Annotated in this window: 19 protein-coding genes and 1 pseudogene; 9 read left to right on the forward strand and 11 right to left on the reverse strand. The window is 70.6% G+C overall.

Annotation, left to right across the window (positions count from 1 at the left end; genetic code table 11):
- Nucleotides 1-3 precede the first annotated feature (3 nt).
- The gene (locus ACX28W_RS20695) at nucleotides 4-1971 is read right to left on the reverse strand and encodes a hypothetical protein (protein ID WP_459000474.1); all 1968 of its coding nucleotides are present in this window, start codon (nucleotides 1969-1971) and stop codon (nucleotides 4-6) included.
- A 283-nt stretch (nucleotides 1972-2254) separates the two neighbouring features.
- Complete coding sequence (locus ACX28W_RS20700) at nucleotides 2255-3640, reverse strand: transcriptional regulator (RefSeq protein WP_459000475.1); 1386 nt, start codon at nucleotides 3638-3640, stop codon at nucleotides 2255-2257.
- Nucleotides 3641-3946: 306 nt separating this feature from the next.
- Between ACX28W_RS20700 and ACX28W_RS20705 the strand changes: the two genes are divergently transcribed.
- From ACX28W_RS20705 to ACX28W_RS20715, 3 genes are all read left to right on the forward strand, one after another.
- Entirely contained in the window at nucleotides 3947-4600 is a 654-nt protein-coding gene (locus tag ACX28W_RS20705) for a bifunctional DNA primase/polymerase (protein WP_459000476.1), read from the forward strand.
- Nucleotides 4601-4724: 124 nt separating this feature from the next.
- Nucleotides 4725-5516, forward strand: coding sequence for an ABC transporter ATP-binding protein (locus ACX28W_RS20710; protein WP_459000477.1), 792 nt, complete (start codon nucleotides 4725-4727; stop codon nucleotides 5514-5516).
- Entirely contained in the window at nucleotides 5513-7153 is a 1641-nt protein-coding gene (locus ACX28W_RS20715; protein WP_459000478.1) for a transporter, read from the forward strand. The genes ACX28W_RS20710 and ACX28W_RS20715 overlap by 4 nt, the downstream gene beginning before the upstream one ends.
- A 46-nt stretch (nucleotides 7154-7199) precedes the next feature.
- On the opposite strand, the gene ACX28W_RS20720 is transcribed toward ACX28W_RS20715, so the two are convergent.
- Both ACX28W_RS20720 and ACX28W_RS20725 read right to left on the reverse strand, forming a co-directional pair.
- Nucleotides 7200-8159, reverse strand: coding sequence for an alpha/beta fold hydrolase (locus ACX28W_RS20720; protein WP_459000479.1), 960 nt, complete (start codon nucleotides 8157-8159; stop codon nucleotides 7200-7202).
- Between the two features lie 808 nt (nucleotides 8160-8967).
- Entirely contained in the window at nucleotides 8968-9660 is a 693-nt protein-coding gene (locus ACX28W_RS20725; RefSeq protein WP_459000480.1) for a metal-dependent transcriptional regulator, read from the reverse strand.
- 340 nt (nucleotides 9661-10000) lie between these two features.
- Between ACX28W_RS20725 and ACX28W_RS20730 the strand changes: the two genes are divergently transcribed.
- Entirely contained in the window at nucleotides 10001-10756 is a 756-nt protein-coding gene (locus ACX28W_RS20730) for an SIS domain-containing protein (RefSeq protein WP_459000481.1), read from the forward strand.
- A 64-nt stretch (nucleotides 10757-10820) separates the two neighbouring features.
- Here ACX28W_RS20730 and ACX28W_RS20735 read toward each other — a convergent pair whose 3' ends face one another.
- From ACX28W_RS20735 to ACX28W_RS20745, 3 genes are all read right to left on the reverse strand, one after another.
- The gene (locus tag ACX28W_RS20735) at nucleotides 10821-12212 is read right to left on the reverse strand and encodes a PAS domain-containing protein (RefSeq protein WP_459000482.1); all 1392 of its coding nucleotides are present in this window, start codon (nucleotides 12210-12212) and stop codon (nucleotides 10821-10823) included.
- 588 nt (nucleotides 12213-12800) lie between these two features.
- Nucleotides 12801-13613, reverse strand: coding sequence for a CU044_5270 family protein (locus ACX28W_RS20740; RefSeq protein ID WP_459000483.1), 813 nt, complete (start codon nucleotides 13611-13613; stop codon nucleotides 12801-12803).
- Complete coding sequence (locus tag ACX28W_RS20745) at nucleotides 13613-13804, reverse strand: RNA polymerase sigma factor (RefSeq protein ID WP_459000484.1); 192 nt, start codon at nucleotides 13802-13804, stop codon at nucleotides 13613-13615. The genes ACX28W_RS20740 and ACX28W_RS20745 overlap by 1 nt, the downstream gene beginning before the upstream one ends.
- Before the next feature lie 269 nt (nucleotides 13805-14073).
- On the opposite strand from ACX28W_RS20745, the gene ACX28W_RS20750 reads away from it, so the two are divergent.
- From ACX28W_RS20750 to ACX28W_RS20760, 3 genes and pseudogenes are all read left to right on the forward strand, one after another.
- Nucleotides 14074-14547 (forward strand): nuclear transport factor 2 family protein, encoded by a 474-nt coding sequence (locus ACX28W_RS20750; protein WP_459000485.1) that lies wholly within the window; start codon nucleotides 14074-14076, stop codon nucleotides 14545-14547.
- 444 nt (nucleotides 14548-14991) lie between these two features.
- The gene (locus ACX28W_RS20755; protein WP_459000486.1) at nucleotides 14992-15567 is read left to right on the forward strand and encodes a TetR/AcrR family transcriptional regulator; all 576 of its coding nucleotides are present in this window, start codon (nucleotides 14992-14994) and stop codon (nucleotides 15565-15567) included.
- A 212-nt stretch (nucleotides 15568-15779) separates the two neighbouring features.
- A pseudogene (locus tag ACX28W_RS20760) lies at nucleotides 15780-15934 on the forward strand (AraC family transcriptional regulator); the annotation flags it as partial.
- Here the strand turns inward: ACX28W_RS20760 and ACX28W_RS20765 are convergent.
- From ACX28W_RS20765 to ACX28W_RS20775, 3 genes are all read right to left on the reverse strand, one after another.
- Nucleotides 15921-18245, reverse strand: a complete 2325-nt coding sequence (locus tag ACX28W_RS20765; protein ID WP_459000487.1) for a SpoIIE family protein phosphatase — start codon at nucleotides 18243-18245, stop codon at nucleotides 15921-15923. The pseudogene ACX28W_RS20760 and the gene ACX28W_RS20765 sit on opposite strands and share 14 nt — an antisense overlap.
- Before the next feature lie 372 nt (nucleotides 18246-18617).
- A complete protein-coding gene (locus ACX28W_RS20770) occupies nucleotides 18618-20441 on the reverse strand; it encodes a sensor histidine kinase (RefSeq protein WP_459000488.1) in 1824 nt (607 codons plus the stop codon).
- A complete protein-coding gene (locus ACX28W_RS20775) occupies nucleotides 20431-21126 on the reverse strand; it encodes a response regulator transcription factor (protein WP_459000489.1) in 696 nt (231 codons plus the stop codon). Before ACX28W_RS20775 ends, ACX28W_RS20770 begins: the two co-directional genes overlap by 11 nt.
- Nucleotides 21127-21448: 322 nt before the next feature.
- Between ACX28W_RS20775 and ACX28W_RS20780 the strand changes: the two genes are divergently transcribed.
- Both ACX28W_RS20780 and ACX28W_RS20785 read left to right on the forward strand, forming a co-directional pair.
- Complete coding sequence (locus tag ACX28W_RS20780) at nucleotides 21449-22642, forward strand: L,D-transpeptidase (RefSeq protein WP_459000490.1); 1194 nt, start codon at nucleotides 21449-21451, stop codon at nucleotides 22640-22642.
- 220 nt (nucleotides 22643-22862) lie between these two features.
- Nucleotides 22863-23678 carry a L,D-transpeptidase family protein gene (locus ACX28W_RS20785; protein ID WP_459000491.1) on the forward strand — a complete coding sequence of 272 codons (816 nt, stop codon included), beginning with the start codon at nucleotides 22863-22865 and terminating at the stop codon, nucleotides 23676-23678.
- An 85-nt stretch (nucleotides 23679-23763) separates the two neighbouring features.
- Here ACX28W_RS20785 and ACX28W_RS20790 read toward each other — a convergent pair whose 3' ends face one another.
- The gene (locus ACX28W_RS20790) at nucleotides 23764-24681 is read right to left on the reverse strand and encodes a helix-turn-helix domain-containing protein (protein ID WP_459000492.1); all 918 of its coding nucleotides are present in this window, start codon (nucleotides 24679-24681) and stop codon (nucleotides 23764-23766) included.
- Nucleotides 24682-24702: the final 21 nt, after the last annotated feature.

Here is a 24702-nt window from a genome sequence, read left to right on the forward strand (position 1 = left end):
GGCTCACAGCTGGATCGGCGTGCGCTGCGTCAGTCCGTACGTCGACGCGATGGAGTTCCACAGCGTCGCGGCCTTCGCCTTCTGCGTGCTCGCGGTAACGCTCGCCGCGTTGCCCGCCTGGGTCTGGCCCGTGGTGCGGGCCTCGCCCTTCCTGCAGCCCTTCTTGCCGCCGGCCTGGTCGGCCCAGGCCGCATAGTGGTTGTCCGCCGACGCGGACGCCTTCCAGGCGCTGGTCAGCGAGGTGGTCAGCGCGGCGTTGTTCGGGAGCTTGTCGACCGGGAGGGCGGCGAGCCGGGTCACCAGCTCGGTCCGCTGCTTGGCCGCGTCGCGCAGATCGGTGGCCGCCTGGGCCAGGTTGTTGCACGCCTTCACGTTCGCCACGGCCTTGACCACCGAGTCGCGGCTGCTGTTGCTGTCCGCCAGGAGCTTGTCCAGCTCGACCGCCTGCGCCTTCGCCGGGTCGACGGACGCCGACGGGGAGTCGTCCGTGGTCGGGGCCGTCGCCGACACGGTCTTGCTGTTGTCGTCCGTGCTGTCGCCACCCCCGCCGCTGCTGAGCAGGGCGCCGGCACCGATGCCGAGCACGGCGATACCGACGCCGATGGCCGCGATCAACGGGACGCGCGAGCCGCTGCGGCCACCGCGCCCGCCGCCGTGCCCACCACCATGCCCGCCACCGTCACCGCTTCCGCCGTCGGCCGCGCCACGCCGCGTGGCGGCCCGCCCGCCCGGTGCTCCGGGCATCCCCGGGGCGTGCGGGGACGGCGGCTCGAACCGCGGCAACTGCTGCGTGGACGCGGGCCCCTCCGGCTCGCCCGGCCCGCTGCGGAACAGGCTGTCGAACTCCGCCGGCGGCTGCCGGTCCTCCGGCGCACCCGGGCGTATCCCGTACGGCGCGGCGCCCGGCTGTGCGGGCACGGGAGCGATGTACTGCGTGGCCTCGGCGTCGGAGTGCGCGGCGGAAGGCAGCGGTCCGGCACCGGTTCCCCCCTGGGGCGCGCGCCCCAGGAACTGCGTCGCGTCCGCGGGCACCTCGGGCGGCAGGGCACCCGGGCCCACCGGCGGTATGTACTGCGTGGCCCCCTCGGCGGGCGCCGCGGGGACGGGCGGCAGGAACTGGGTCGCGCCCTCGTCTGCGGCCGGGACGGGCGGAATGTACTGCGTGGCGCCCTCGCCGACGGCGGGCGGCAGAGCACTCGGAGCGGCGGAGGGCAGGGAGGCCGCGGACCCTACGGCGCCGTACGCGTCCGGTGTCTGCGGGAGGCCGGGCCTGGCGTGCCCGGGGCCCTGCGGGAGCGCGTGCCCGGACTGCGGAGGCTGCCCGGCCGCCTGGCCCGGGGCCGCGTGCGCGCCAGGCCCCTGCTGCGGGGCAGGGCCACCCTGGCCGCCGTACGAAAGGGACTGCTGGTCGCCACCGTACGAAGGGGCAGCCTGCTGACCCCCATATGACGGGGTCTGCTGTCCCGCGCCGTACGACGGACCCTGCTGACCCCCGTACGACTGCGGCGGCGCGCCCTCGGCCGGCAGTGGCCCGGCAGCGGGCGCGTCCTGCGCACCGTACGTCGGCGGCGGTCCGAAGCCCTGCGGCTGCTGAACCGCGTGCGGGTCCTGCTGCTGGGCCGTGCCCCAGCCCTGTTCGGGGGCCGACGGCGTGGCCCAGCCCTGGGACGACGCGTCGGGGGTGCCCCAGTCCGGGGTGGGCGCGGCGGGCTGGGACGGTTCGGGCGCACCCCAGGTCTGGGTGCCGTTCATGGGCGGTCCCCAGCCGTCACCGGGCTGCGGGGCCGGCGCCGCCGACTGGTCGGGGCCCCACGGCCGGTCCCAGGCCTGGCCGTCCGCGGGGACCGCCGCCGGGACCGCGCGGTCACCCGTCGTGCCCGGCATCAGGGGCGCGCCGCCGTCCGAGGGCAGCACGATGCCTTCGCGCGCGGGGCGCGCCGAGGGCTGCTCGCCCTGTCCACTCTGCGTCACCGGGACTCCTACTAATGGGGGACCTTCGGAACCGTCGGCTCACGCTACCGGGTCCCCACAACCCGATGCCACGCAGCACAGGACCTGACCCCTCTCCCCTGTGACAGGGGTAACGAATGGGCCCCTCCGGACGCTGTATTAGCCTCCTCCCACACCAGGCGCTGTCGTTTCCCTCATGTTCACGCCCGCGCACGCCATACGTTCACACCCGCGCCCGCGCCTCGCTCACACCTCCACCGCGCTCCCGGCCTCGCTCACACCTCCACCGCGCTCCCGGCCGCGCTCACGCCGCCGTCTGCAGATCGAGTCGCGCTCCGAACTCCCGTACCACCGGCTCGTTCTGGTACGGCTCGAGTCGCTGCTGGAAGTCGTCCAGATACTCGGCGCCGCGGTTGGAGCGGAGCGTGCCGAGCAGTTCGACCGCCCGCAGGCCGGTGTGGCAGGCCTGCTCCACCTCGCGCTGCTGGACCTGCGCGGTGGCGAGCAGCACATAGCCGATGGCCCGGCGGCGGGCCCGCGACTCGGGATGCCCGGCGAGGGACTCCTCGGCACATCGCGCGGCCGCCTCCGCCTGCCCCAGGTCCCGGTGGCAGTGCGCCAGCTCGTCGGCGAGATACGCCTCGTCGAAGTGCGCGATCCACGTCGGGTCGTCCCCGGAGGCGGCGTCGGCGGACTCCAGCGCGGTGATCGCCCGCCCGGACGCCACCTGGGCGGCCTGCGCGTCGCCCAGCAGCGCGTGCCCGCGCGCCTCCGCGGCGTGGAACATCGACTCCGCGCGCGGAGTCACCCGCCCACGCGCCCCCTCCTGCGCCGCGCGCGCCAACTGCGCGATCTCACGCGGGTTGCCGAGCTGCGCCGCCAAGTGGCTCATGGACGCGGCGAGCACGTACGCGCCGTACCCCCGGTCCCCGGCCGCCTGGGCGAGCCGCAACGCCTGGATGTAGTACCGCTGGGCGAGGCCTGGCTGCCCGGTGTCGATCGCCATGTAGCCGGCGAGTTCCGTCAGCCGGGACACCGCGGCGAACAGCTCGCGCCCGACCGCCTCCCGGTAGGAGCCCGCGAGCAGCCCGGAGACGACGCTGTTGAGGTAGTGCACGACGACCGGACGTACATGCCCGCTGCCGTACTGGTGGTCCAAATCCACGAGTGCCTGGGTCATCGCGCGGACCGCCGCCACGTCCGAGAGACCTACTCGCGGCCCGGCCGCGCGCGCCACCTGCGCGTCCGGCCCGGAGATCAGCCAGTCGCGGCTGGGCTCGACGAGCGCGGAGGCGGCGACGGACGAGCCGGAGAGGAAGTCCCTGCGGCCGACGTCACTGCGCCACAGCTCACACACCTGCTCGATGGCACCGAGGACGGTCGGCGAGAACTGCAGCCCCACACCCGACGCCAGGTTCTTGCCGTTGGCCATGCCGATCTCGTCGATCGTGACCGTACGGCCCAGCTTGCGCCCGAGTGCCTCGGCGATGATCGCCGGAGCGCGTCCACGCGGCTGCTGACCGCGCAGCCAGCGCGCCACCGACGTCTTGTCGTAGCGCAGATCGAGACCGTGCTCCGCACCGCACATGTTGACCCGGCGGGCCAGCCCGGCGTTGGAACAGCCCGCTTCTTGGATGAGCGCCTGCAGCCGTTCGTTCGGCTGCCGCGCGACGAGAGGCCTTGCGGCCATGGCGTACCCCCTGTGGCTGCGGTGCCTGCCCACGCACCGAGTTGATGTGTCCTCATCGGCCGACCCCACCGAAAGAAGTCGGCCATGAAGATCAATGCCCCGCAGACATAACGAAGATGCGGGACATGTGAGGCTTGCCGGGGTAAAGGCGGTTGCCCGACCCCTCCCCTGGTTACCCAGCCCCCGCTGCCGTTCCCCATGCGCGCCCCCACCCATGCATCCATGCGCCCCAGATGCGAAAACGATGCTCCTCCCCCGCGCATGTGCCGCCCGTAACCCAAGGTGGCCCCCAGAGTTGAGTTCATCGTGGACAAGACCATCGCGAGGCCCGAGACCGCCCAAATCCCGAAGCAGCGCGGCGAATCGCTGCTGGACACCGCCGTGCGTTATGCCGAGGAGCGCCACTGGGACGTGTTCCCCGGCACCTGGCTGGAAGCCGTCGACGGGGTGCAGTGCTGCTCCTGCGGCAAGGCCTCGTGCTCCACGCCCGGCGCACATCCGGCGCGCGAGGACTGGGCGAACCAGGCGACCGGCAGCGCGACCGTTGCGCGCCGCATGTGGTCGAAGCAGCCGACGGCGTCGATCCTGCTGCCCACGGGGCGTACGTTCGACGCGATCGACGTGTCCGAGACGGCCGGCTTCCTCGCGCTCGCCCGCATGGAGCGCATGGAGCTGACGCTCGGGCCGGTCACCTGCACCCCGGACCGGCGCATGCATTTCTTCGTGCTCCCCGGTGCGGGGGCGAAAGTCCCTGATCTCGTACGCAAGCTGGGCTGGCCGCCGGCCTCGCTCGACCTCGTCGCGCTCGGGGAGGGGTCGTATGTGGCGGCTCCGCCGACGCGGTTCGGATCTCGGGGTGCGGTGCAGTGGGCTTGCCGCCCGACTCCGGCGAATCGGTGGCTGCCGGATGCGGAGGAGTTGATCTCGCCGCTCGCCTACGCGTGCGGGCGGGATCGGTGACGGTGGCTCCGCGCCGTCTTCGTCTGCGGGTTCGCCGTGGCTGGTCGCGCCCACGCGGCAGAGCCGCATAGTGCCACCGTCCCGCGCCCCTGAAGACAGCCCTGCTTGCCCTTAGGGTGCTCACATGACCGAGCGAGCAGGGGCGGCTGCGCCCGCCGTACGCGTGCAGGGGCTCTGGAAGCGGTTCGGGGAGCAGGTTGCCGTCGCCGGGATCGATCTGGCGCTGCCCGCGGGGCGGTTCATCGGGCTCGTCGGTCCGAACGGGGCCGGGAAGACCACCACCCTCTCGATGGCGACCGGGCTGCTCAGGCCCGACCAGGGCACCGTCGAGGTCGTCGGCCACGACGTGTGGCGCGACCCGGCGGCGGTGAAGGCCCGGATCGGCGTCCTGCCCGAGGGACTCCGGCTCTTCGAACGACTCTCCGGACGTGAACTCCTCGCGTACACCGGCCGGTTGCGCGGCCTGCCCGGCGCCGAGGTCGACAAACGCGCCACCCAGCTCCTCGACGTACTCGACCTCGCGGGCGCCCAGCACAAACTCGTCGTCGACTACTCGACGGGCATGCGCAAGAAGATCGGTCTCGCCGCCGCGCTCCTCCACAACCCCGAAGTTCTCTTCCTCGACGAGCCGTTCGAGGGTGTCGACCCCGTCTCCGCGCAGACCATCCGCGGTGTCCTGGAGCGCTACACGGGATCGGGCGCCACGGTCGTCTTCTCCTCCCATGTGATGGAGCTGGTCGAGTCGCTGTGCGACTGGGTCGCCGTCATGGTCGCCGGCCGCATCCGCGCCCACGGCCCGCTCGCGGACGTCCGCGGCAGCGCGCCCTCGCTCCAGCAGGCGTTCCTGGAACTGGTCGGCGCGCACGGCCGCGACGCCGGAGCCGACCTGGACTGGCTGGGCGGCGGGGCGCGATGAGCACTCCCGGCGTCAGCACTGCCGACGTCAGCACCCCCGACGTCAGGACCCCCGGCATCACACCGGTTGTCGTACGGCTGAAGCTGTCGCTCCTGCGCAACGGGCTGCGGCAGTCGGCCGGACGGCGGGCCGCCTACCTCACCTCGGCCGTCCTCGTCCTCCTCTTCGCCGCCCTCCAGCTGCTCGGCCTGATCGCCCTGCGCGGCAACGCGCACGCCGCCTCCGTCACCGTCCTGCTCGTGGCGATCCTGGCGCTCGGCTGGGCCGTGATGCCGCTGTTCTTCTCCAGCGGCGACGAGACGCTCGACCCGACCCGGCTGGTGATGCTGCCGCTGCAACCCCGTGCGCTGGTCCGCGCGCTGCTCGCGGCCTCGCTGGTGGGCATCGGGCCGCTGTTCACCCTGAGCCTGCTCGCCGGGTCCGTCATCTCCGTGGCGCACGGCGCGGCGGCGTACGTCACCGCCGTCGTCGCCCTGATCCTGGCCCTGCTCGTCTGCGTGGCCCTCGCACGGGCCGTCGCGGCCGCCAACATCCGGCTGCTGTCCAGCCGCAAGGGCCGCGACCTGGCGGTGCTGAGCGGTCTCGTCATCGCGATCGGTGTGCAGCTGGTCAACTTCGGCGCGCAGCGGCTCGGTTCGGCGGGCGGGCTCTCGCAGCTCGACCCGGCGGCGGACGTCCTGCGCTGGGTGCCGCCCGCGTCGGCGATCGGCGCCGTGGATTCGGTGAGTGAGGGGTCGTACGGGGTCGGAGTCGTCCAACTGGCCTTGAGCGTGGCCGCGCTGGTGGGACTGCTGGCGCTGTGGTCGCGGAGTCTGACCCGGTTGATGACCTCACCGGACGGGTCGACGCTGCAGGCGGCCGAGCCCGCGGCCCGGGAGAGGACGTCGACGGGCCTGAGCCGGCTCCTGCCCACGGGGCGCACCGGGACCGTCATGGAGCGCAGCCTGCGCTATGTGTGGCGCGACCCGAAGACCAAGGCGGCGTGGGTGACCTCGCTGGCGATCGGGCTGATCGTGCCCGTCTTCAACGCGCTGCAGGGCACCGGCTCGATCTACTTCGCGTGCTTCGCGGCCGGGATGCTCGGCATCCTGATGTACAACCAGTTCGGGCAGGACACGTCCGCGTTCTGGATGGTCGCGATGACGATCGCGTCCCCGCACGACGCGTACGTCGAACTGCGCGGGCGCGCACTGGCGCTGCTGGTGATCACCCTGCCGTACGCGACCCTCGTGACCGTCCTGACGACCGCGATGCTCGGCGACTGGCCCAGGCTGCCCGAGGTGCTCGGCCTGTCCTTCGCGCTGCTCGGCGCGATGCTGGCCACCGGCGCGTGGTCGTCGGCCCGCTTCCCCTACTCGATCCCGCAGGAGGGCTACAAGAACGTGGCCCCGGGGCAGGCCGGACTCGCCTGGATCTCCGTCTTCGGCGGGATGGTCTCGGCGGCGCTGCTGTCCGCCCCCGTCATCGCGCTCACGATCTGGCTGAACGTGACGGCGGACGGGGACCGGTGGAGCTGGCTGCTGCTGCCGCTGGGAGCGGGGTACGGGGCTCTGCTGACGGTGTTCGGGCTGCGGATGGCGGCGCCGCGGACGGCTCGGCGGCTGCCGGAGATCCTGGCGGCGGTGAGCAAGGGCTGAGCCGGGGTGCGCCCGGGTGAGGCTGGATGTGCCCGGGTGAGTCCGGCTAGCTGCTGGTGAAGACGCCGTCCAGGAACGGCTCGATCGCCGCGCGCCAGGCCTCCGGCTGGTCGTAGTGCACCAGGTGACCGGCGTCGGCCACCTCGGCGTACTGGCCGTTCGGCAGGACGCGGACCATCTCCTGGGACTCGGCCCGGCCGAGCTCGCCGTCGAGGCCCCGTAGGACCAGCGCGGGGCACTGGACCTGCGCGAGCTCCTCCCAGTGGGCGTCGTACACCCAGGTCTGGCGGGACTTGAGCATCTCCTCGGGTTCGAAGACCGGGCGCCAGCCGTCGGCGGACTCGTGCATCACCTCGGCGTAGAACTCGCCTCGGGACGGGTTCGGGCGCTCCACCCAGGGGTCGTCCTCGCCGAACCACTTCCGTACGTCGGCGAGCGTGGCGAAGGGCATGGGCCAGGCCTTGAACCAGTCCTCCCACTCACGCTGGGACGCGGCCCCTAACGCCGAGGCCCGCATGTCGCAGATGATCAGGCCGCGGACGAGGTCGGGGCGCTTGGCGGCGAGTTGCCAGGCGGTCAGTGCGCCCATGGCGTGACCGATGAGGACGGCCGGGGCGAGGCCGAGCTGTTCGAGGGCGGCCTCGGCGTCCTCGATGTACGCCTCGCGGGTGTACTCCGCCTCGGGCGCCTTGTCGCTCTGGCCGTGACCGCGCTGGTCGAGCGCGACCGCACGGTGCCGCTCGGAGAGCCAACGGGCGGTGGACGCCCAGTGGGAGGCGCGGCCCATGAGGCCGTGCAGCAACAGCACGCCGGGGGGCGACGAGGTCCTGGAGAGATCGTTCGTCGAGGGGTCGGTCCTGGAGGGATCAGCCTGGGAGGGATCGGCCTGGGAGGGTTCGGCCTGCGAAGGGCCAATCTGGGAGGGAACAATCTTGGGAGCTTCTGCGAACTCCCACGCGGCCAGCCGAAGGCCCCCCGCGCCCGTCACATCGATGCGCCGCACCATAGGTCTGGCACCCCCCTAGCTCGCTCGGACCGCTCGCTCCCGCTCGAGCCGACCGGTCCACTCGTACCGTTTCCTACCGCTGTCGTACCACTGCTCCTGCTGGTTTGTTGCTCTCCATGTAACCCGATATGCCCGCGCTCCGCCGCCACGCTATCGAATGGGCATTCGAAAATGGTCTTCTTGGCGATAACACCCCTCGTACGAGTGACCACGCCCAAGGATTGACCGCCGCCGCCGAGGGGAGATCTTCAGCGGGAGGCGGACCGCTCGGGGAAACCGGTCCGAAGGGGATGACCCTGGGAGCTCGGGGCTCCGGGTCAGCACAGGGGAGGACAGGCCCCGGCGCCATATGGCGCCGGGGCCCTCTCCATGTCTGCGGCACATCTTCCCGCCCCCCAGCCCTAGGGTCATATGCCTCACGCGCCAGCCTCGCACGCAAACGGTCCCGGCGCTGCGATTCCGCACACTGTTTTTTGGTATCGGTGACGTCGCGAAAACATCACAACTGCCACTGTGGTCACGGGAGTTGACAGGATTGAGATGGCCGGGTGACAGGTGAGCCACCTGGGGCTCCGGGCCGAACGCCGCGCCACGCGGCGGATGCCGAACGCCCCGTCACGGCGGGCTCCCGGGAGTCGACCCCGGGATTCGGCCGATGCCGGACCCCGCGGCCCGCCCCCGGGAGCTGCCCCTCGCGGGCCCAGGGCCGGATGCCGGCGCCGCGCGCCGAACACCGCTCAACACCACTCTTGTCCGTGCCTGCCGACCGCCGACCATCCGCCCGCGCCCAGCGGCGATCAGCCGGGCGTCAGCGCTTCGCGACGAACACGTGGGACGCGACGTCCGACTCCAGCTCCGCCGCCTCGCCGCCGCTGCCGACGAGCACGCCGCCCGCCGACTCCGTCACGCTCACCACGGAGCCGGGCTGCACGCCCGCCCGCCGCAGTGTGTACATCAGCTGCGCATCGGTCTGGATCGGCTCGCCGATCCGCCGTACGACCACGGTCTTGCCGTCCGAACCCGGGTCGAGCTCGGCCAGCGACACCATGCCCTCGTCCAGGAACGGGTCGGCGCCGTCCTTCTCGCCCAGCTCCTCCAGACCCGGGATCGGATTGCCGTACGGCGACTCGGTCGGGTGACGCAGCAGCTCTAGGACGCGCCGCTCGACGGCCTCGCTCATCACGTGCTCCCAGCGACACGCCTCGGCGTGCACCTGCTCCCACTCCAGGCCGATCACGTCGACGAGCAGGCACTCCGCGAGTCGGTGCTTGCGCATCACGCGGGTGGCGAGGCGGCGCCCCTCCTCGGTGAACTCCAGGTGCCGGTCGCTGGCGACCGCGACCAGACCGTCGCGCTCCATGCGCGCCACCGTCTGGCTGACCGTCGGCCCGCTCTGGTCGAGCCGCTCGGCGATCCGGGCGCGCATGGGGACCACACCTTCCTCCTCCAGCTCGAGGATGGTGCGGAGATACATCTCCGTGGTGTCGATCAGTCCGGACATACGTGCCCCTCGATTAGCTCTGCCGGAGGCTCGGTGGCTCACCGGCGTGTGCGCTGGCCCTGAACTCAATTCTGACGCATACCACCGACAACCGTGCCTCGCCGTTGAAACCACGCGGTGACGACTGCCGCCGCGGCGAGGCAGGCCCGGGGAACCCGCTCCCAGTGTCGCCCCTGCGGGCCGTATTGACACAGCACTGGTCCAGACCGCAACGTGATCCGCGACACGACGGACCAGGCTGTGCCGGACCGCCGGTTCAACCGCGAGACACCGACAACAAGACACCGTCAAGACGACACCGACAAGCCGACAGGACACCGACCTCGAAGGGGCAGCACCGATGAGCGACAGCACGCCGGCCAGGCAGTTCCTGGACGCCGCGATCGGCCTGCTGCAGCGGGTACGGGACGAGGACGCCGCGGCCGTCGAGGCGGCCGGAACCCTCATCGCCGACACCGTCGCGGCCGGCGGCCGACTCTTCGCCTTCGGCGCCGGGCACTCCTCGCTCGCCGCCCAGGACGTCGTCTACCGCGCCGGCGGCCTCGCCCTGATGAACCTGCTCGCCGTGCCGGGCGTGGTCGGCGTCGATGTCATGCCGGCGACACTCGGCTCGGCCCTGGAGCGCGTCGACGGCCTGGCGAGCGCCGTCCTGGACTCCAGCCCGCTCCGCTCCGGCGACCTGCTCGTGATCGTCTCCCTCTCCGGCCGCAACGCGCTGCCCGTGGAAATGGCCATGAACGCCCGCGCGCTGGGCGTACGCGTCATCGGCGTCACCTCGGTCGCGTACGCCTCGGAGACGACGTCCCGGCATGTCTCGGGGACGTACCTGAATGACCACTGCGACATCGTCCTCGACTCGAAGATCGCGGTCGGCGACGCGGAACTGACCCTGGACACCATCGAGGCCCCCTTCGCCCCCGCCTCCACGGTCGTCACGACGGCCCTCCTCCAGGCCGTCATGGCCACGGCGGCGGGCGCACTGGCCGACCGCGGCATCGAGCCGCCCCTGCTGCGCTCGGGCAACGTCGACGGCGGCCACGAATGGAACGACCGGGTGATGACGGAGTACGGGGACCGGATCTTCTACCGCCGCTGAGCCGACCGAGTCCTACGGCCGACCGAGTCCTAGCGCCGGTCCGAGTCCTACGGCTGACCGAGCCTCACGACCGCCCCGTCGGCCCCGCCAACCCCTCCAGGTCCAGGGCCATGGCGATCCGCACGGCCACGTCCTCCGCGTACGTCGCGTCCGTACGCTCGAACTGGCTGCGCCCCGCCGCGCGCAGGAACGTCACGACGCCCAGCGTGCGCCCCCGGCTGCGCAGCACCGCGCACAGCGCGTGCACGGAGTCGGGCGGCCACTGGCGTGCCACGGCCCACTCCCGCGTCCGCTCGGGCGTGGACTCGGCGCAGCCGGCCCGCACGGACCCGGCCCGCTCCACGCACTGGAGGGCGGGATGCCCCTCGGCGTACCGCACGGGCAGTCCGGCCTTGCCGGTGAGAAGGCTCGGCCCCGGCGCCCCGGCGGGCGTGGCGGCGGCGCGTACGAGCCGTACGGGCCCCTCTCCGTCGACCACCGATCCCCCCGCCACGCGGTCGATCAGCGCGTGATCGGCGAATCCGGCGAGCGAGAAGTCCAGGTGGACGGTGGCCGCCTCGCCCGGGTCCTCGCACTCGGCCGCGGCCCGCGCGGCCCGGTGCAGCTGGTTGGCCCGGAACCGCAGCAGCGCCGCCTCCTGCTCGGTCTGCTTGGCCTCGGTCACGTCCTGGAAGAGCCACCCGACACCCAGCGGTACCGGCTCCTCCGCAAGCGGCGAGGCAAGCCGCAGGAACCCGCTCCGCCAGCACCGGCGCTCCCCGCCCTCCGCCGACCGCACAGTCACCCACATCTCGGCGGGCGCGGGCGGCGCGCCCTCGGCCAGCACATGCGTCAGCGCACTCTCCAGCTCCTCGACCCCCTGGGAGAGCAAGTCCCCCAGTGGCCTCCCCAGAACCGCCGTACGCCCGCTTCCGAGGGCCCGAGCCGCGTGAGCGTTGACCACGGCGGGCCGCAGATCGGCGTCCACCAGCACCACGCCCCAGCTGGCGTCCTCGAACAGTGCCTCACTCAACGCAATGGACCGCTCGAGATCGATCTGCGCATGCACCTCGCTGAAGGCGCAGTACACCCCCGCGGGCTTCCCGTCGGTCCCGCGCACGGCGGCGGACTGGGTCCGCACGAGCACCCGCCCGCCGTTCTTGGTGAGGAGGGCGAACTCATGCACCTGCCGCCCGGGAGCCTCCATGGCGGACAGCAGCCGCGCCTCGACCTCCTCGGCGTCCGCGGTCCGCACGGCCCACCCGGCGAACCCCTGCCGCCCCACCGCCTCGGCCGCGGTCCACCCGAGAATGCGCTCGGCCTCCCGATTCCAGTGGGTCACGACCCCCTGGGCATCGAAGGCGCACAACGCCGCGTCCATCCCGTCCAGCAGCGCGGCAAGAAGATCCGAACCATCCCGCTCGGGCTCATCCGGCCCCAGCTCGTCGGTGGTCCCACTACGCCGGGAAGCACTCACCTGGACCCCCTGCAGGCTGCGTCCGCACGTACGGCGCGACAGTTCGCTCACTCGCAATCATTCAACTCGAACGTGACCCAGCCCACACCAGGTTCCCCAAAGATTGGACGAAATCGTTGTACGCGGGATATCCGTCCCACCGGCCCCACGACTCCGCGGAGGTCTACGAAACCGCCGGGTCAGCGGCTCACGCCAACATCTCGAAAAATGGGTTGAGCGGTGCCCGAACGGTTCCTAGGGTGTGGGGCACACGAGAGAGGAGGTGGTTCGGCAGATGTATGGAAACCGGACGCGTGAGGTGGCTGCGGGCTAGCGGCCCGTCACCACATCCAGTGCGGTGCCGGACCAGCGCGTGATACCAGCGTGCAGCCGGCCCAATCTCCAGCAGTCACCCGACCCGCGGGCTCGCCGGTACGTCCGGCCGGCTCCCTCGCCGTCAGGCGGGGGGACCCGAGCTCGCGGGTCGTCTGCGTTGTGCAGGGGGGTTGTGTGGGAAATTCCGTCGCCACAGGTCAGGCCTGATGGTGTGCGACGCCCCAGAACGCCGCAGCGCGGGCGGTCCGGACAGAGGCCGGATGGTCCGCTTTGTCAGTGGCCGGAGGTCTCGCCGATCTTGTCCACGACGCCGGCGTCCAGCAGCGCTACCTCGTCGGAGCCGAGGTAGCGGAGCGTCTTGCTGTTGAAGACCCACACATCACGGCCGTCGCCGCTTCCGAAGGCAAGCCCGATACCGCTTCGGCCGGCAGCGTCCTCGGCGCGCTTGACCACGGAGACGCCGGGGACTCTGGCTGCGGCGCGGTAGAGGGCCGCGTCCACCTCGGGCAGCAAGCTCGCCTTGTTCAGCATCGCGCCGATGGCCTCCAGTGCCGCCTCCTCGTGGGTCGGTCCCTGGCCGTCGGTGTCGGCCCAGATCTTGCGGTAGAGCGCGTCCGGGTCGGTCGGCAGGGCCTGCAGTTCCCGGTAGGTCACGGCGTTCGGGTCGGCGTCCAGCCGCATGTTCTTCGTTCCCGGGCCGGAGGGACCGGACAACACGGTGATCCGGGCGAGTCCGGTCCGCTTGCCGTCGACGGCCTGCCAGTCCGAGCGGCGGAAGGTGTCCTTGCCCTCGTCCATGATCTGCTGGGTGCCCTGGACCCGGGTGTACACGTACTGGTCGTCGCGCACCGGCACGGCGTCCTCGGCCTCCGCGACCGTGGCGATGCGGTTGAGCAGCCCCACGGCTTCCTGGTCGGTCACGGGGGCGCCGGGCCCGCCGCCCGCCCCGTCGGCGAGGACCGTGGCGAGGACGGCCGCGGCGGTGGCCAGCGGCACAGCGATCAGGGCCAGCCGACGCCGTCGCCGGGGTTCAGGCCGGGCCTCGGCCCGGAAGCCGGCGGCGGCTTCCCTGCTGATCTCCTGCATCAGATGGTCACTGAGCTGGAGGTGGCGGTCGCCCGGCAGGGCCGGGTCCCCCGGGAACGTACGGTGCTGGCCGGTACGCCCAGGGCCTCGGCCGCGTCGGCATAGCTCAGCCCCGACCAGACGCACAGCGCGAAGACGTCCCGTTCGTGCCTGCGCAGCTGCCAGGCCTCCAGGAAGGTCAGCGAGACCACGTCTGCTCTCCCCCGCCCGCTGCGGCAACCGTGCCCGGGTCGCGCGCTACTACCGACGCCATAAGCACCCCGCAGACGGGCAGCAGTGAACGCCAAGACCAGCTGGGGGCATGGCGCCCGACCCGATCGAGGTCGCGTCACCCCTTGCGTGAGAACTGTCGTTCTCATACAGTTGGACCCACTGGCGAGAACGTTCATTCTCGGCGATGGCCCGCGCCAACGGAACACGCACCCGTCGGCGGCGATACGGCACAACCCAAGGAAGCAACATGACTGACCACCCACGTCCTCCGCTCCCGCCGTTCACCCGGGAGACCGCCATCGAAAAGGTCCGCCTGGCAGAAGACGGCTGGAACTCCCGCGATCCGGAGAAGGTCGCTCTGGCGTACACCGTGGACTCGCGCTGGAGGAACCGCGCGGAGTTCGCCACCGGCCGCGATGAGATCATCGCCCTCCTCACCCGCAAGTGGAACCGGGAGCTGGAGTACCGGCTCATCAAGGAGCTGTGGGCCTTCGACGGCAACCGCATCGCCGTGCGCTTCGCCTACGAATGCCGCGATGATTCACACAACTGGTTCCGCTCCTACGGCAACGAGAACTGGGAGTTCGACGACAACGGCCTGATGCGACGACGCTATGCCTGCATCAACGACCGCCCCATCAAGGAGTCGGAGCGCAAGTTCCACTGGCCGCTCGGGCGCCGCCCCGACGGCCACCCCGGCCTGAGCGACCTCGACCTCTGACTGCCCAGCCCCGCGCCGTAGATCCAGGCCCGACGCCGGATCCACGGCGGGCCGCGTGGGCGCGCGACTACGCCTACGGCAGAGATCGTCGCGGAGAACTATCGTTCTCTGGCCTGAGGGCAGGTGCGGAAATAAGCGTTCTCGCTGGAGCCTCACGGCACTGTCGTCGTCGAGCGGGCAGATTGCCAGTTCAGCCGCCGCGAGCGCCCCGGGGCCGCCGCCTCGGCCCTGACGTCGACTCGGCGCCCTCGCCCCACTCTCGCTGCGCCGACGCCTGCGATGAGCACGGCCGCGGCGTGGGCATCATCGAACTCCTGGCGGACTGGACCGAGACACTCGAGGAACGGGATCGCCGACGAGCCGGTCCACGCCCGGGAATGCGCCTTTCGGCAGGGCGCGCTATATCGTAGGAGAACGTTCGTTTTCGACAATAAGGTGAGCGAAGTGGAACTCGAAACGGCTGAGCAGCGGATCCTCGACGCTGCCGAGGAACTGTTCTACGGCCAAGGCATACAGTCGGTGGGAATGGATGCGATTCGCACCGCCTCCGCGGTTCCCCTCAAGCGCCTGTACCAGATCTTCCCTTCCAAGAATTCCCTGGTCGAGGCGTACCTGAGGCGGCGGGACGCAAGGTGGCTCCGCGACCTGGCCCAGTACGTGGATACCTACGACTCACCCCCGCAGCGGATTCTGGCGGTCTTCGACTGGCTGTTCCTCTGGTTCAGCGAGCAGGGCTTCCGCGGCTGCGGCTTCATCAACTCCTTCGGGGAGCTGGGAGCGACCTCCCAGGCTGTGGCCGATATCGCGAAAGCCCACAAGAATGCCTTCCGGCGATATCTCGCCGATCTTGTGGCCGACGCGGACGCGCCCACGTGGCTGACCGACCAGCTCGTTCTCCTCGCCGAGGGTGCGATGACCACAGCGGCCATCTCCGGGTCTCCAGAGCCCGCCCGTCACGCCAAGGACGCCGCACGCATCTTGCTGCGGACCGCTCAAGCAGGCGCCGCCGCCGCTGTCTGAGCGCACGGTCGCCTTCACCCGCAGCTCGCCTCCCGTTTCCCCCGGGGCGCCACCCACCCAGTGAGCAAGGCACACGTGAAGCTGATCCTTCGCCGGGCACCCTGGCCCTTGCGTTCCTCCATCGTCCCGGCTGATCTCGTGGCCGGAGCGAGCCCTCATGCGGCTGTATGCCGACCCGACCGCCATGAGCTACCGGGAACGGCAAGCCCTGCATCCATGTCCTGCGTCTGCACCTCGCGCGCGAGCCGCGGGCGGTGTCCGGGTGGCTGCCGGTCTTGCCGATCCTGCGGTGGCCGCGGTCTTGCGAGCCATGCACGAGGCCCCGGCGCGTCCCTGGACGGTGACCGACTTGCTCACTCCGGGTGCTCGGGGATGGTCTGCTCGACCCAGACGGTCTTGCCGTCCTCGGTGTAGCGGGTGCCCCACCGTCCGGAGCAACGGGCTACGAGGAGCAGTCCCCGGCCGCCCTCGTCGGTGGTACGAGCATGCCGCAACCGTGGAGACGTGCTGCTGCCGTCGGAAACCTCGCAAGTCAATACATGGCTGCGGATGAGTCGCAGTCGCACGGGAGGCTTGGCGTAGCGGATGGCGTTGGTGACGAGCTCACTGGCTATCAGTTCGGTGGTGAACGCCGCTTCGTCCATGTCCCACGCTGTGAGTTGCCGGGTGACGCGTGACCGGGCCTTCGAGACCACGGACGGATCGCTCGGCAGATCCCACGACACCACCCGCGCCGGACCCAGCGTGTGCGTGCGGGCGATCTGAAGAGCGGCATCTTCCCGGAGCGGGTTCGGGACCAGCGCTTCGGTCACCCTGCTGCATGCCTGGCGCACGGAGCCGGAAAACCCGGAGAGAAGGTCGGCCAAGCGCTCACGGCCCCGGTCCTCGGGCTGTTCCTGGAAGAGGCCCGGGGTGTACAGGGCGAGCATCGAGTCCTCAGGTAGGTCGATGTCGATCTTCTCGAACGGCTCATCGGCGCAGGACAGGGGGGCGTGGGCCGGAGGGTCCAGGATCGTCGTCGTGCCGTCAGGGCGCACGACCACGGGCCCGGGGTGACCGGCACTGGACAAAGAACAGCGTCGTGACACGGGATCGTAGATCAGGTAGAGGCACGTCGCGTCGGCCTCGATTCCGTCAGCACGTCGGTCGTCCCCCATAGCCGGCCCGTTGCACCCGATGAGCCGGCGCACCAGGTCGTCGAGCCGCGCGAGCAGTTCATCCGGTTCCAGTTCCAGGTCCGACAGGGTGTGCACCGCCGCGCGGAGCCGCCCTGCGGCCGCGGCGGTCTGTAGACCGTGGCCGGGCACACGGCCGGCGACGAGGGCCACCCGGGCTCCGGAGAGTGGCACGGCGTCGACCCAGTCGCCGCCGGAGCCCGCGTGCACGTACTCGTGCGCCACATCCAGGGCGTGGTCAGGGGGGAGTCCGCCCGGACGCAGGGCGTGCCGCAGTGCGACCAGGGAATTGCGCTCGCGCAGGTATCGGCGGGCGTTGTCCAGGCACGCGGCGGTGCGCAGGGCGAGTTCTCCGGCCAGGGTCAGATCGTCACGTTCGAACGGCCTGCTCTCGCCCCAGCGGCAGAATGTGGCGAGCCCGAGAGCTCGGTACTGGGCGACCAGTGGTACGAGCATCAGCGAGTGGACCTTTTGCCTGTCCGCCCGCAAGCTGTGCAGCGCCTGTTGTCCGAGGGAACTCAGCGGATCGACAATGCGCGGCTCAAGGTCGGTGAGGGCCTCGGCAGCGGCCACTGGCGGCAGCGCGCCGTCCTGGTTGCCCGCCGTCCAGGACTCCGCGTCGTCCCGGGACCGGCATGCCGCCCGACGCAGCACGGTGTCGCGCTGGACGGAACCGGGTTCGAGATCCTCTCCCGCGAGTACCGGTTCCACAACCTCCACCGCCATGCTGTCGGCCAGCCCCGGAACGGATACCTCCGCCAGGCCCCGGACAGTGTCGAGTACATCGAGGGTGGACCCGATGCGTGTACCGGCCTGCGCGAGCACCTTCAGCCGCTCCTGCGCCAGATGGCGGTCGGTGACATCGACAGTGGCGTCGGCGATACCCAGGACTCGGCCGTGATCGTCCTGCAGGCGGAATACGTTGGCCGAATAGACATGATCATGATCGGGATCGCCTGGGGGGCGCATGCGCTTCTCTATGCCGATCACCGGCTCCCCCGTGACGAGCACCTGTTCCATGACCCGTTCCACCGTTTCCGCGGGGAAACCCGGCCACACCTCTGTGGGGCGTTTACCGACGGCTTCTTCGACGGAGGCGCCTTGCATGCCTTCGCCTGCGGGGTTGAACCGGATGAGCCGCAGGCGGGGATCGAGGAGGAACAGACCTACGGGAGAGACAGTGAAGAGGGTTTCCAGGAGTGCCTGGTCGAGTGCGGTCGTCGGGCTTCCGAGTTCCGCAGGGGCGAGCGTCACCGTCCATGCCGTCCCCGCCTCGGTCCGGTGCTCGGGACGGACGGTCAGTCGGCACGGCAGGAGGGCACCGTCCTGGCATCGCAGTGAAATGGCGACGTTCTCGATGGCTGCGAGCGAGCGCCCGGTGGGGTCGACACCGGTGAGCAGGTCCACCACTGGGCGCCCCAGCACGGCATTCGCCGGGTAGCCGAGCAGCCCTTCGGCGGCCGAACTCCATCCGACCACCGTGCCCTGCCGGTCAATGACCATGTGGGCCTGGTGCTCCGCTGAGACGCCATGGTGGGGGCCACTTCGTTTGGTGGCATGAGGTGCACCCATAGTCATCAGCTCTCATTGCCCCAGAACTCGCTACGCTCCTCAGTGTCCTCCAGGACGGGCATCCACGCATCGGAGCCCCCGCTGGTCGCGGACGGTGGCGATGCCGAAGCCGTCGGCCCTGTTCCGCGCCCGTTGCTGCCTGCCAGGGTTCAGTGCCGTCGTGCCACGCGATTCCGAGTCGCATCTACATCACGGGCCGGTCTGGGTCACGGCGGGCCACAGCCTCACGTCGCCTATGCCAGTGTGCCCGCGGGGCCGCGGGCCTCGTGCCCGACCGTCGTCGGCTACGACGTGCGACGGTCTTCAAGGCGAGTCGCTGTCCGGCTCCTTCCTGCGGGAGAGCTGGATGGTGAACACCGCCCCGGCGCCCGGTTCGCTGCGGGCGGTGACGGTTCCGCCGTGTGCCTCGACGAACTGGCGGACGATGGACAGGCCCAGTCCACTGCCGCCCGTGCGTCTGCTGCGGGACTTCTCGGCACGCCAGAAGCGCTCTAAGACGTGGGGCAGGTCCTCGGGCGTGATGCCGCTGCCCGTGTCCTGCACGGTGAGGACGGCCAGTTCGCCACTCTGCCGGGCGGTGAGGGTGACCGTGCCGTTCGCGGGGGTGTGCCGGAGCGCGTTGGAGACGAGGTTGCCCAGGGCCTGTCGCATCCTCACCGGGTCGGCCTCCAGCCAGAGGCCGGGTTCGGTGCGCGTGCGCAGGCGGATGCCCTCCGCCTCGGCGCGGGCGCTGTGGGCCGCCACCACCTGGGTGATGAGTTGGTCCACGGCGACGGGTTCCAGGTGCAGCGTGAGGGTTCCGGCGTCGACGGCGGCGAGGTCCTGCAGGTCGTCGATGATGTGTTGCAGCAGCACGGCCTCGTCGTGCAGGGAAGCGATGAGGTCCGGGTCCGGGTCGAGCAGCCCGTCGCGGGTCACTTCCAGCCAGCCGCGGATGTTGGTCAGCGGGGTCCGTAGCTCGTGGGCGATGTCGCTGACCATGGCCTTGCGCTGCGCTTCCAACTGTTCGCGGCGTGCGGTGAGATCGTTGAAGGCGGCCGCCAGATAACCGGTCTCGTCCCTGGTGGTGACGGGAACGCGTACGTGCTGCTGTGGTGGCTGCTGAGCCGCGGCCGTCAGGGCTCGCAGGGGACGGACGAGGCGGATCGCGACGACCGCGGTGATGGCGACGGTGACGGCCAGAACAAGCCCCGTCACGCCGACGATCTTGGCTTTGTTGGCGGGCGAGAGGTTGAACCCGGTGGCCTGCCGGTCCAGGCTGCCCAGGTAGAGCGTGGCCCTGGGGGCGACGTAGGGGGCAAGCTGTTCGCGGCGCGCGCTGTCGACACAGCTCTGCGCCTTCTGCCGGTCGGGAGCGGCGAGCCAGCGGATTCCGTCGGTCGCAGGGTTGCCGATGCCGGGAACCAGGTCGATGGCGGCGCCGAACACCGGTACTCCCTGTGCGGCGGTGTGGCCAAGGCAGGGGGCGATCAGGGCGTTGAGTTCGTCCAGTGCCTTCTGCTCGGTGCGGGTGGGCGTGTTGAGCGCGCCGTCGAGGCACTCCAGCGGTACGGAAGCCGGTCCGTCGTCGGCGGTGACAACCGTTCGACCACTGGGTACCTGCCGGCTGCTGCCGTTGGTGTCGTAGCGCCGCATGCACGCCAGGCGCTTTTCGGCGAGGGTCTTGACCTGTGTCCGTTCGGCCGGCGGGAGCAGATACGGCCCGACGGCTCGCGGGTCGACCCCTGGGAGCTGAGCCCCCGGTTCGGTGTAGGTGTCGGTGTTCAGCGGTTCGACGGCGGCCGAGGCCCGGGCGGGCAGTGCGGTACCCGGGGCGGCGGAGTCGACGATGACGTACCCGGTCTCGGTCGTGAGGGCGATGCGCCGGCCCGTGGCGCGTGAAAGTTGTCGCACGGTGGTCTGCACGCCGTCCCAGGACGCATGGGTCGCGGCGAAGCCGCTGAGCTGCCGCAGGATGTCGTTGTCGTCGGAGAGCACCTGCCCGCGCTCCTCCTGAAGGGCGTGCGTGGTCGTCTGCACGGCCAGCCAGGCCGTGGCGCCCACGGAGAGGACGGCGATCGTCACAGAGGTGAGCAGAAGCCTTACCGACAGGCTCTTGTGCCAGGGAATACGAGGACTAGGAGACATGGTGCCCACCGACGAGTTTGTAGCCGATGCCGAAGACCGTCAGTAGCCGGACGGGTCTTCGCGGGTCGGGTTCCACCTTCTTGCGCAGGTTCATGATGTGTACGTCGATGGCGCGTTCGGTGGAGGCGCGGTCGTGACCGCGGGTGTGATGCAGCAGTTGACGGCGTGAGAAGACCCGGGTGGGTTCCGCGGCCATGGCGCGGAGGATGGCGAACTCGCCCGGAGTGCAGGTGACCGCGGCGTCGTCGCAGGTCACCAGGTGCCGTACGGGGTCCACGGTGATGCTGCCGACGCGCAGCACCGGGGAGTCTTCGGCGGGCCGCAGAGTGCGGCGCAGCACGATGCGGATGCGGGCCATCAGCTCACGGGCGCTGTACGGCTTGGTCATGTAGTCGTCCGCGCCGAGGTCGAGGCCAAGGAGTACGTCTTCCTCGGTGGAGCGGGCGGTCAGCATCAGGACGGGTATGTCGTCGTCCTGGCGCAGCACACGGCACACGCCGTAACCGTCGATACCGGGCAGCATCAGGTCCAGGACGACGAGGTCGGGTCTACGGCTCTTCGCCTCGTCGATCGCGGCCCGGCCATCGTGGACCACGACGACGGTGTGACCCTCCCGAACCAGCAGACGGCGTATGAGGTCGGCCTGCATCTCGTCGTCCTCGGCCACCAGAATATGTGCGCACACTCGCCGCACTCTATGTGCACCGACTTGCCGCTCGGTCGGATGTGCAACGCTTCCCACACGCTGACAACTTCCTGATATCTGCACGTCAGAGTGGGCGCACTGCCTCTGGTTGCGTGCGGACGCAGCCCCGATCCCAGGCGACTTCGAGTGCGCCCGCGTCGGGGCGCGGGGATGGGGCCACAGTCCCGCCCGCACCCCGACCGACGGATGCCGTCCGTCCCCGAGTGTTGCCCGACAGTGTCGGCATCCAGTCGCTCGCACCCAGGGCCGCGTTCCCACGACTCGGTGGGAACGGTCACTCGACACGCGCGATGGAGTACCCATGAATCCCACCCGCCCCGCATCGGCCCTCGCGGCCCTGTCGGTCTCGGTGTGTCTTCTGGCTGGATGCAGCACCGGACCCGGCGGCGCGGCGACGCCACCGGCCGCTGCGCGCACTGCGGCTTCTGCGCGCATCCACCTGAACGCCGCCGACGGACAGAAGGATGTCTCCGTCGCACGGGGCGGCCGCGTCACGGTCGAGGCGGGCAGGCTCACCAAGGTCTCCCTGACCACCGCGGACGGCCAAGCCGTGCATGGCCGCATCTCCCCGGACAACAAGGTCTGGGCGCCGGACGCCGCGCTCGACCACGGCAGCGCCTACCGGATGACCGTGCTCGCCACCGGCGACGACGGAGGCCAGGAGACGAAGAAGATCGCCTTCACCACCCTCGCCGAGGCCCACCGCTTCACCGGGACGTTCACACCGGACAACGGCTCAACGGTCGGTGTGGGGATGCCCGTCTCGTTCACGTTCGACAAGGCGATCACCGACAAGAAGGCCGTGGAGTCGGCCATCGAGGTCAGCTCCAGCAGCGGACAGCCCGTCGTCGGCCACTGGTTCGGTGCGCAGCGCCTCGATTTCCGGCCGGAGCACTACTGGAAGCCCCATTCCACCATCACTGTCAGGATGCGCCTCGACGGAGTCAAGGGCGCCGAGGGCGCCTACGGCGAACAGGACAAGACGGTGCGGTTCACCGTCGGCCGCAGTCAGGTCTCCACCGTGAACGCCTCCACGCACCGGATGACCGTCGTCCGCGACGGCACGGCCCTGAGGACCATACCCGTCACCGCGGGCGCCGCGAACTCGCCCACGTGGAACGGCCAGATGGTCATCTCCCAGAAGCTGATCACCACACGGATGAACGGGGCGACGGTGGGCTACGCCGGCGAGTACGACATACCTGACGTCCCGCACGCCATGCGCCTGTCCACTTCGGGCACGTTCATCCACGGCAACTACTGGGCCCCCGACTCGGCGTTCGGACGGTCCAACCTCAGCCACGGCTGCGTCGGGCTGAACGACACCAAGGGCGGCGGTGACTCCGGTCAGGACGCCGCCTGGTTCTACGACCGGTCCCTCATCGGTGACGTGGTCGTGGTGCGGAACTCCGCCGATGGGACCATCGCCCCCGACAACGGCCTCAACGGCTGGAACATGCCGTGGAGCCAGTGGAAGGCGGGCTCCGCACGCTGAGCCTGCGGAGCGTCCGCAAGGTGCTGATCGGAACTCGCGGATGAAGCTGATCAGTTCCTCATATCTGCGATCCAGTCTTACCGTCATGGCTTCATCAACCAGTAGCCCGGCCTTCCTCCGACGGCGCCCCCGGGCGCCGCTCGGAACAGGTCGAGCAACCACCTTCACGACCCTCGCACTGCACCGTCAGGGGATAACGGCTGCGGTCGTGGTCCTGTCCGTGACGCTCACCGGATGCGCGGCCATCGGCGCCGAAGCGGGCTACGGCGCCCGGTCGTCGACCTCCGGTACAGCCACAGCATCGGCCCAGGCGTCCGGCGCGTCCAGCACCATCGAGGCGGAACGCGGGCAGACCCCGACCGGGACCGAGGCGTCCGGCACGCCCAGCACCACCGAGTCGGAACGCGGGCAGACTTCGACCGGGGCCAAGACGTCCGGTGTGTCCAGTTCGGCGCAGCTGCCGGGCCTGGGACCACGGACGCTGGCCCAAGTCCCCAAGAACACACGGCAAGTCGTCCTGGTCACCGGTGACGGCAAGGACTCCTCGACGTCGCACGTGGTCCTGTACCGGCGCACGGGCGCGGGCTGGAAGCCAGGAGCCACCTGGCCCGCCCACAACGCGCGCAACGGCTGGACGGATGACCACCGCCTCGGCGATCTCCGTTCGCCCATCGGCGTGTTCACCCTCACCGACGCCGGAGGGCTGCTGCCCGATCCCGGAAGCGAGCTGCCGTACAGCCAGTCATCAAGCTTCACCATCAGCGGCACGGGCTTCAAGGGCGAACCACTCGCAGGCTCCTTCGACTACGTCGTCGCCATCAACTACAACCGCAAGCCCGGAACTTCCCCACTCGACTGGACGCGACCTCTCGGCGCTGCCAAGGGCGGCGGCATCTGGCTGCACGTCGACCACGAAGGACCCACGCACGGCTGCGTGAGCGTGGCGCAGGAACACATGAAAGAGCTGCTGCGCACGCTCGATCCCCACCAGCATCCGGTGATCGTCATGGGGGACGCCGGGTCTCTCGAACGCTGACGTCCGCGGTCGCTGACGTACGGGAAAGCGCCCCCGAAGGTTCGGGGGCGCTTTGCGGACGGGCCGCCGCTCCTTTACGTGGCGACTACTCGTCCTTGGACTCTCCCGGCGAAGGCGCTGCTCCGGGTCGCGGGGATGACCCTGCCGCCTCCGTCGGCCTTACGGGGATCTCGGTGGCAGCCCAGCCCGCCAGGAAGGTCAGGGCCTGCTCGCTCGGCGACTGCGGCTCCGCGGTGTAGACGAGCAGGCTCTGGTCCGTGGAGCCCCGCAGATCCAGCACCTGGAAGTCCAGGCTCAGTTCCCCGGCGATCGCGTGGACGAACTCCTTGCGGCCGGGCCGCTGGGATCGCACCCTGTGGTCGGACCACCATCGGCGGAAGTCGGGGTCCTTCAAGGAGAGTTCCCCGACGAGGCGCGCGAGTTCGGGATCGTTGGGGTAGCGGCCGGCATCCATGCGGAGGTAGGCCACACACTCCTGGGCGACTCTCTCCCAGTTCGCATACAGCCCGCGGACCTCGGGGTCGAGGAAGGTGAGCCATATGTGGTTGCGCCGCTTGGCCGGCAGCCTGGAGTAGTCGGTGAACAGCGCGGCGCTCAGGCTGTTCCACGCCAGGACGTCCATACGACGGCCGAGCACGAACGCCGGGACGTTCACCATGCTGTCCAGAAGGACCTGCGTCGCCTGCGAGACCTGCTGCTTTCTCGATGCGGCCGGCTTCGCCGCGCCGGAGAGGCCCGCCTCCGCCGCGCACCGCAGCAGGTACTCCTCCTCGTCGGGGCGCAGCTCAAGCGCTCTTGCAAGCGCCGTGAGGATGGTGGGCGAAGCCGACTTCACGCGGCCTTGTTCCAGCCTCACGATGTAGTCCACGCTGACGCCCGCCAGCGACGCGAGTTCCTCCCGCCGCAGTCCCGGCACTCGGCGGTACCCGCTCGTGGGCAGCCCCACCTGCTCCGCGGAGATCCGGGCGCGGCATGCGCGCAGGAATTCACCGAGTTCTGTCACGGCAGCCCTCCCTTTCGTTCG

This window comes from Streptomyces sp. SD15 (assembly GCF_054462255.1).

Bases quoted from the DNA above. Each gene is read 5' to 3' on its own strand.
- ACX28W_RS20710 (WP_459000477.1), top strand. From the start codon at position 4,725: ATGACCGAGCGAGCAGGGGCGGCTGCGCCCGCCGTACGCGTGCAGGGG.
- ACX28W_RS20715 (WP_459000478.1), top strand. From the start codon at position 5,513: ATGAGCACTCCCGGCGTCAGCACTGCCGACGTCAGCACCCCCGACGTC.
- ACX28W_RS20725 (WP_459000480.1), bottom strand. From the start codon at position 9,660: ATGTCCGGACTGATCGACACCACGGAGATGTATCTCCGCACCATCCTC.
- ACX28W_RS20720 (WP_459000479.1), bottom strand. From the start codon at position 8,159: ATGGTGCGGCGCATCGATGTGACGGGCGCGGGGGGCCTTCGGCTGGCC.
- ACX28W_RS20765 (WP_459000487.1), bottom strand. From the start codon at position 18,245: ATGGTCATTGACCGGCAGGGCACGGTGGTCGGATGGAGTTCGGCCGCC.
- ACX28W_RS20730 (WP_459000481.1), top strand. From the start codon at position 10,001: ATGAGCGACAGCACGCCGGCCAGGCAGTTCCTGGACGCCGCGATCGGC.
- ACX28W_RS20700 (WP_459000475.1), bottom strand. From the start codon at position 3,640: ATGGCCGCAAGGCCTCTCGTCGCGCGGCAGCCGAACGAACGGCTGCAG.
- ACX28W_RS20770 (WP_459000488.1), bottom strand. From the start codon at position 20,441: ATGTCTCCTAGTCCTCGTATTCCCTGGCACAAGAGCCTGTCGGTAAGG.
- ACX28W_RS20750 (WP_459000485.1), top strand. From the start codon at position 14,074: ATGACTGACCACCCACGTCCTCCGCTCCCGCCGTTCACCCGGGAGACC.
- ACX28W_RS20780 (WP_459000490.1), top strand. From the start codon at position 21,449: ATGAATCCCACCCGCCCCGCATCGGCCCTCGCGGCCCTGTCGGTCTCG.
- ACX28W_RS20740 (WP_459000483.1), bottom strand. From the start codon at position 13,613: ATGCAGGAGATCAGCAGGGAAGCCGCCGCCGGCTTCCGGGCCGAGGCC.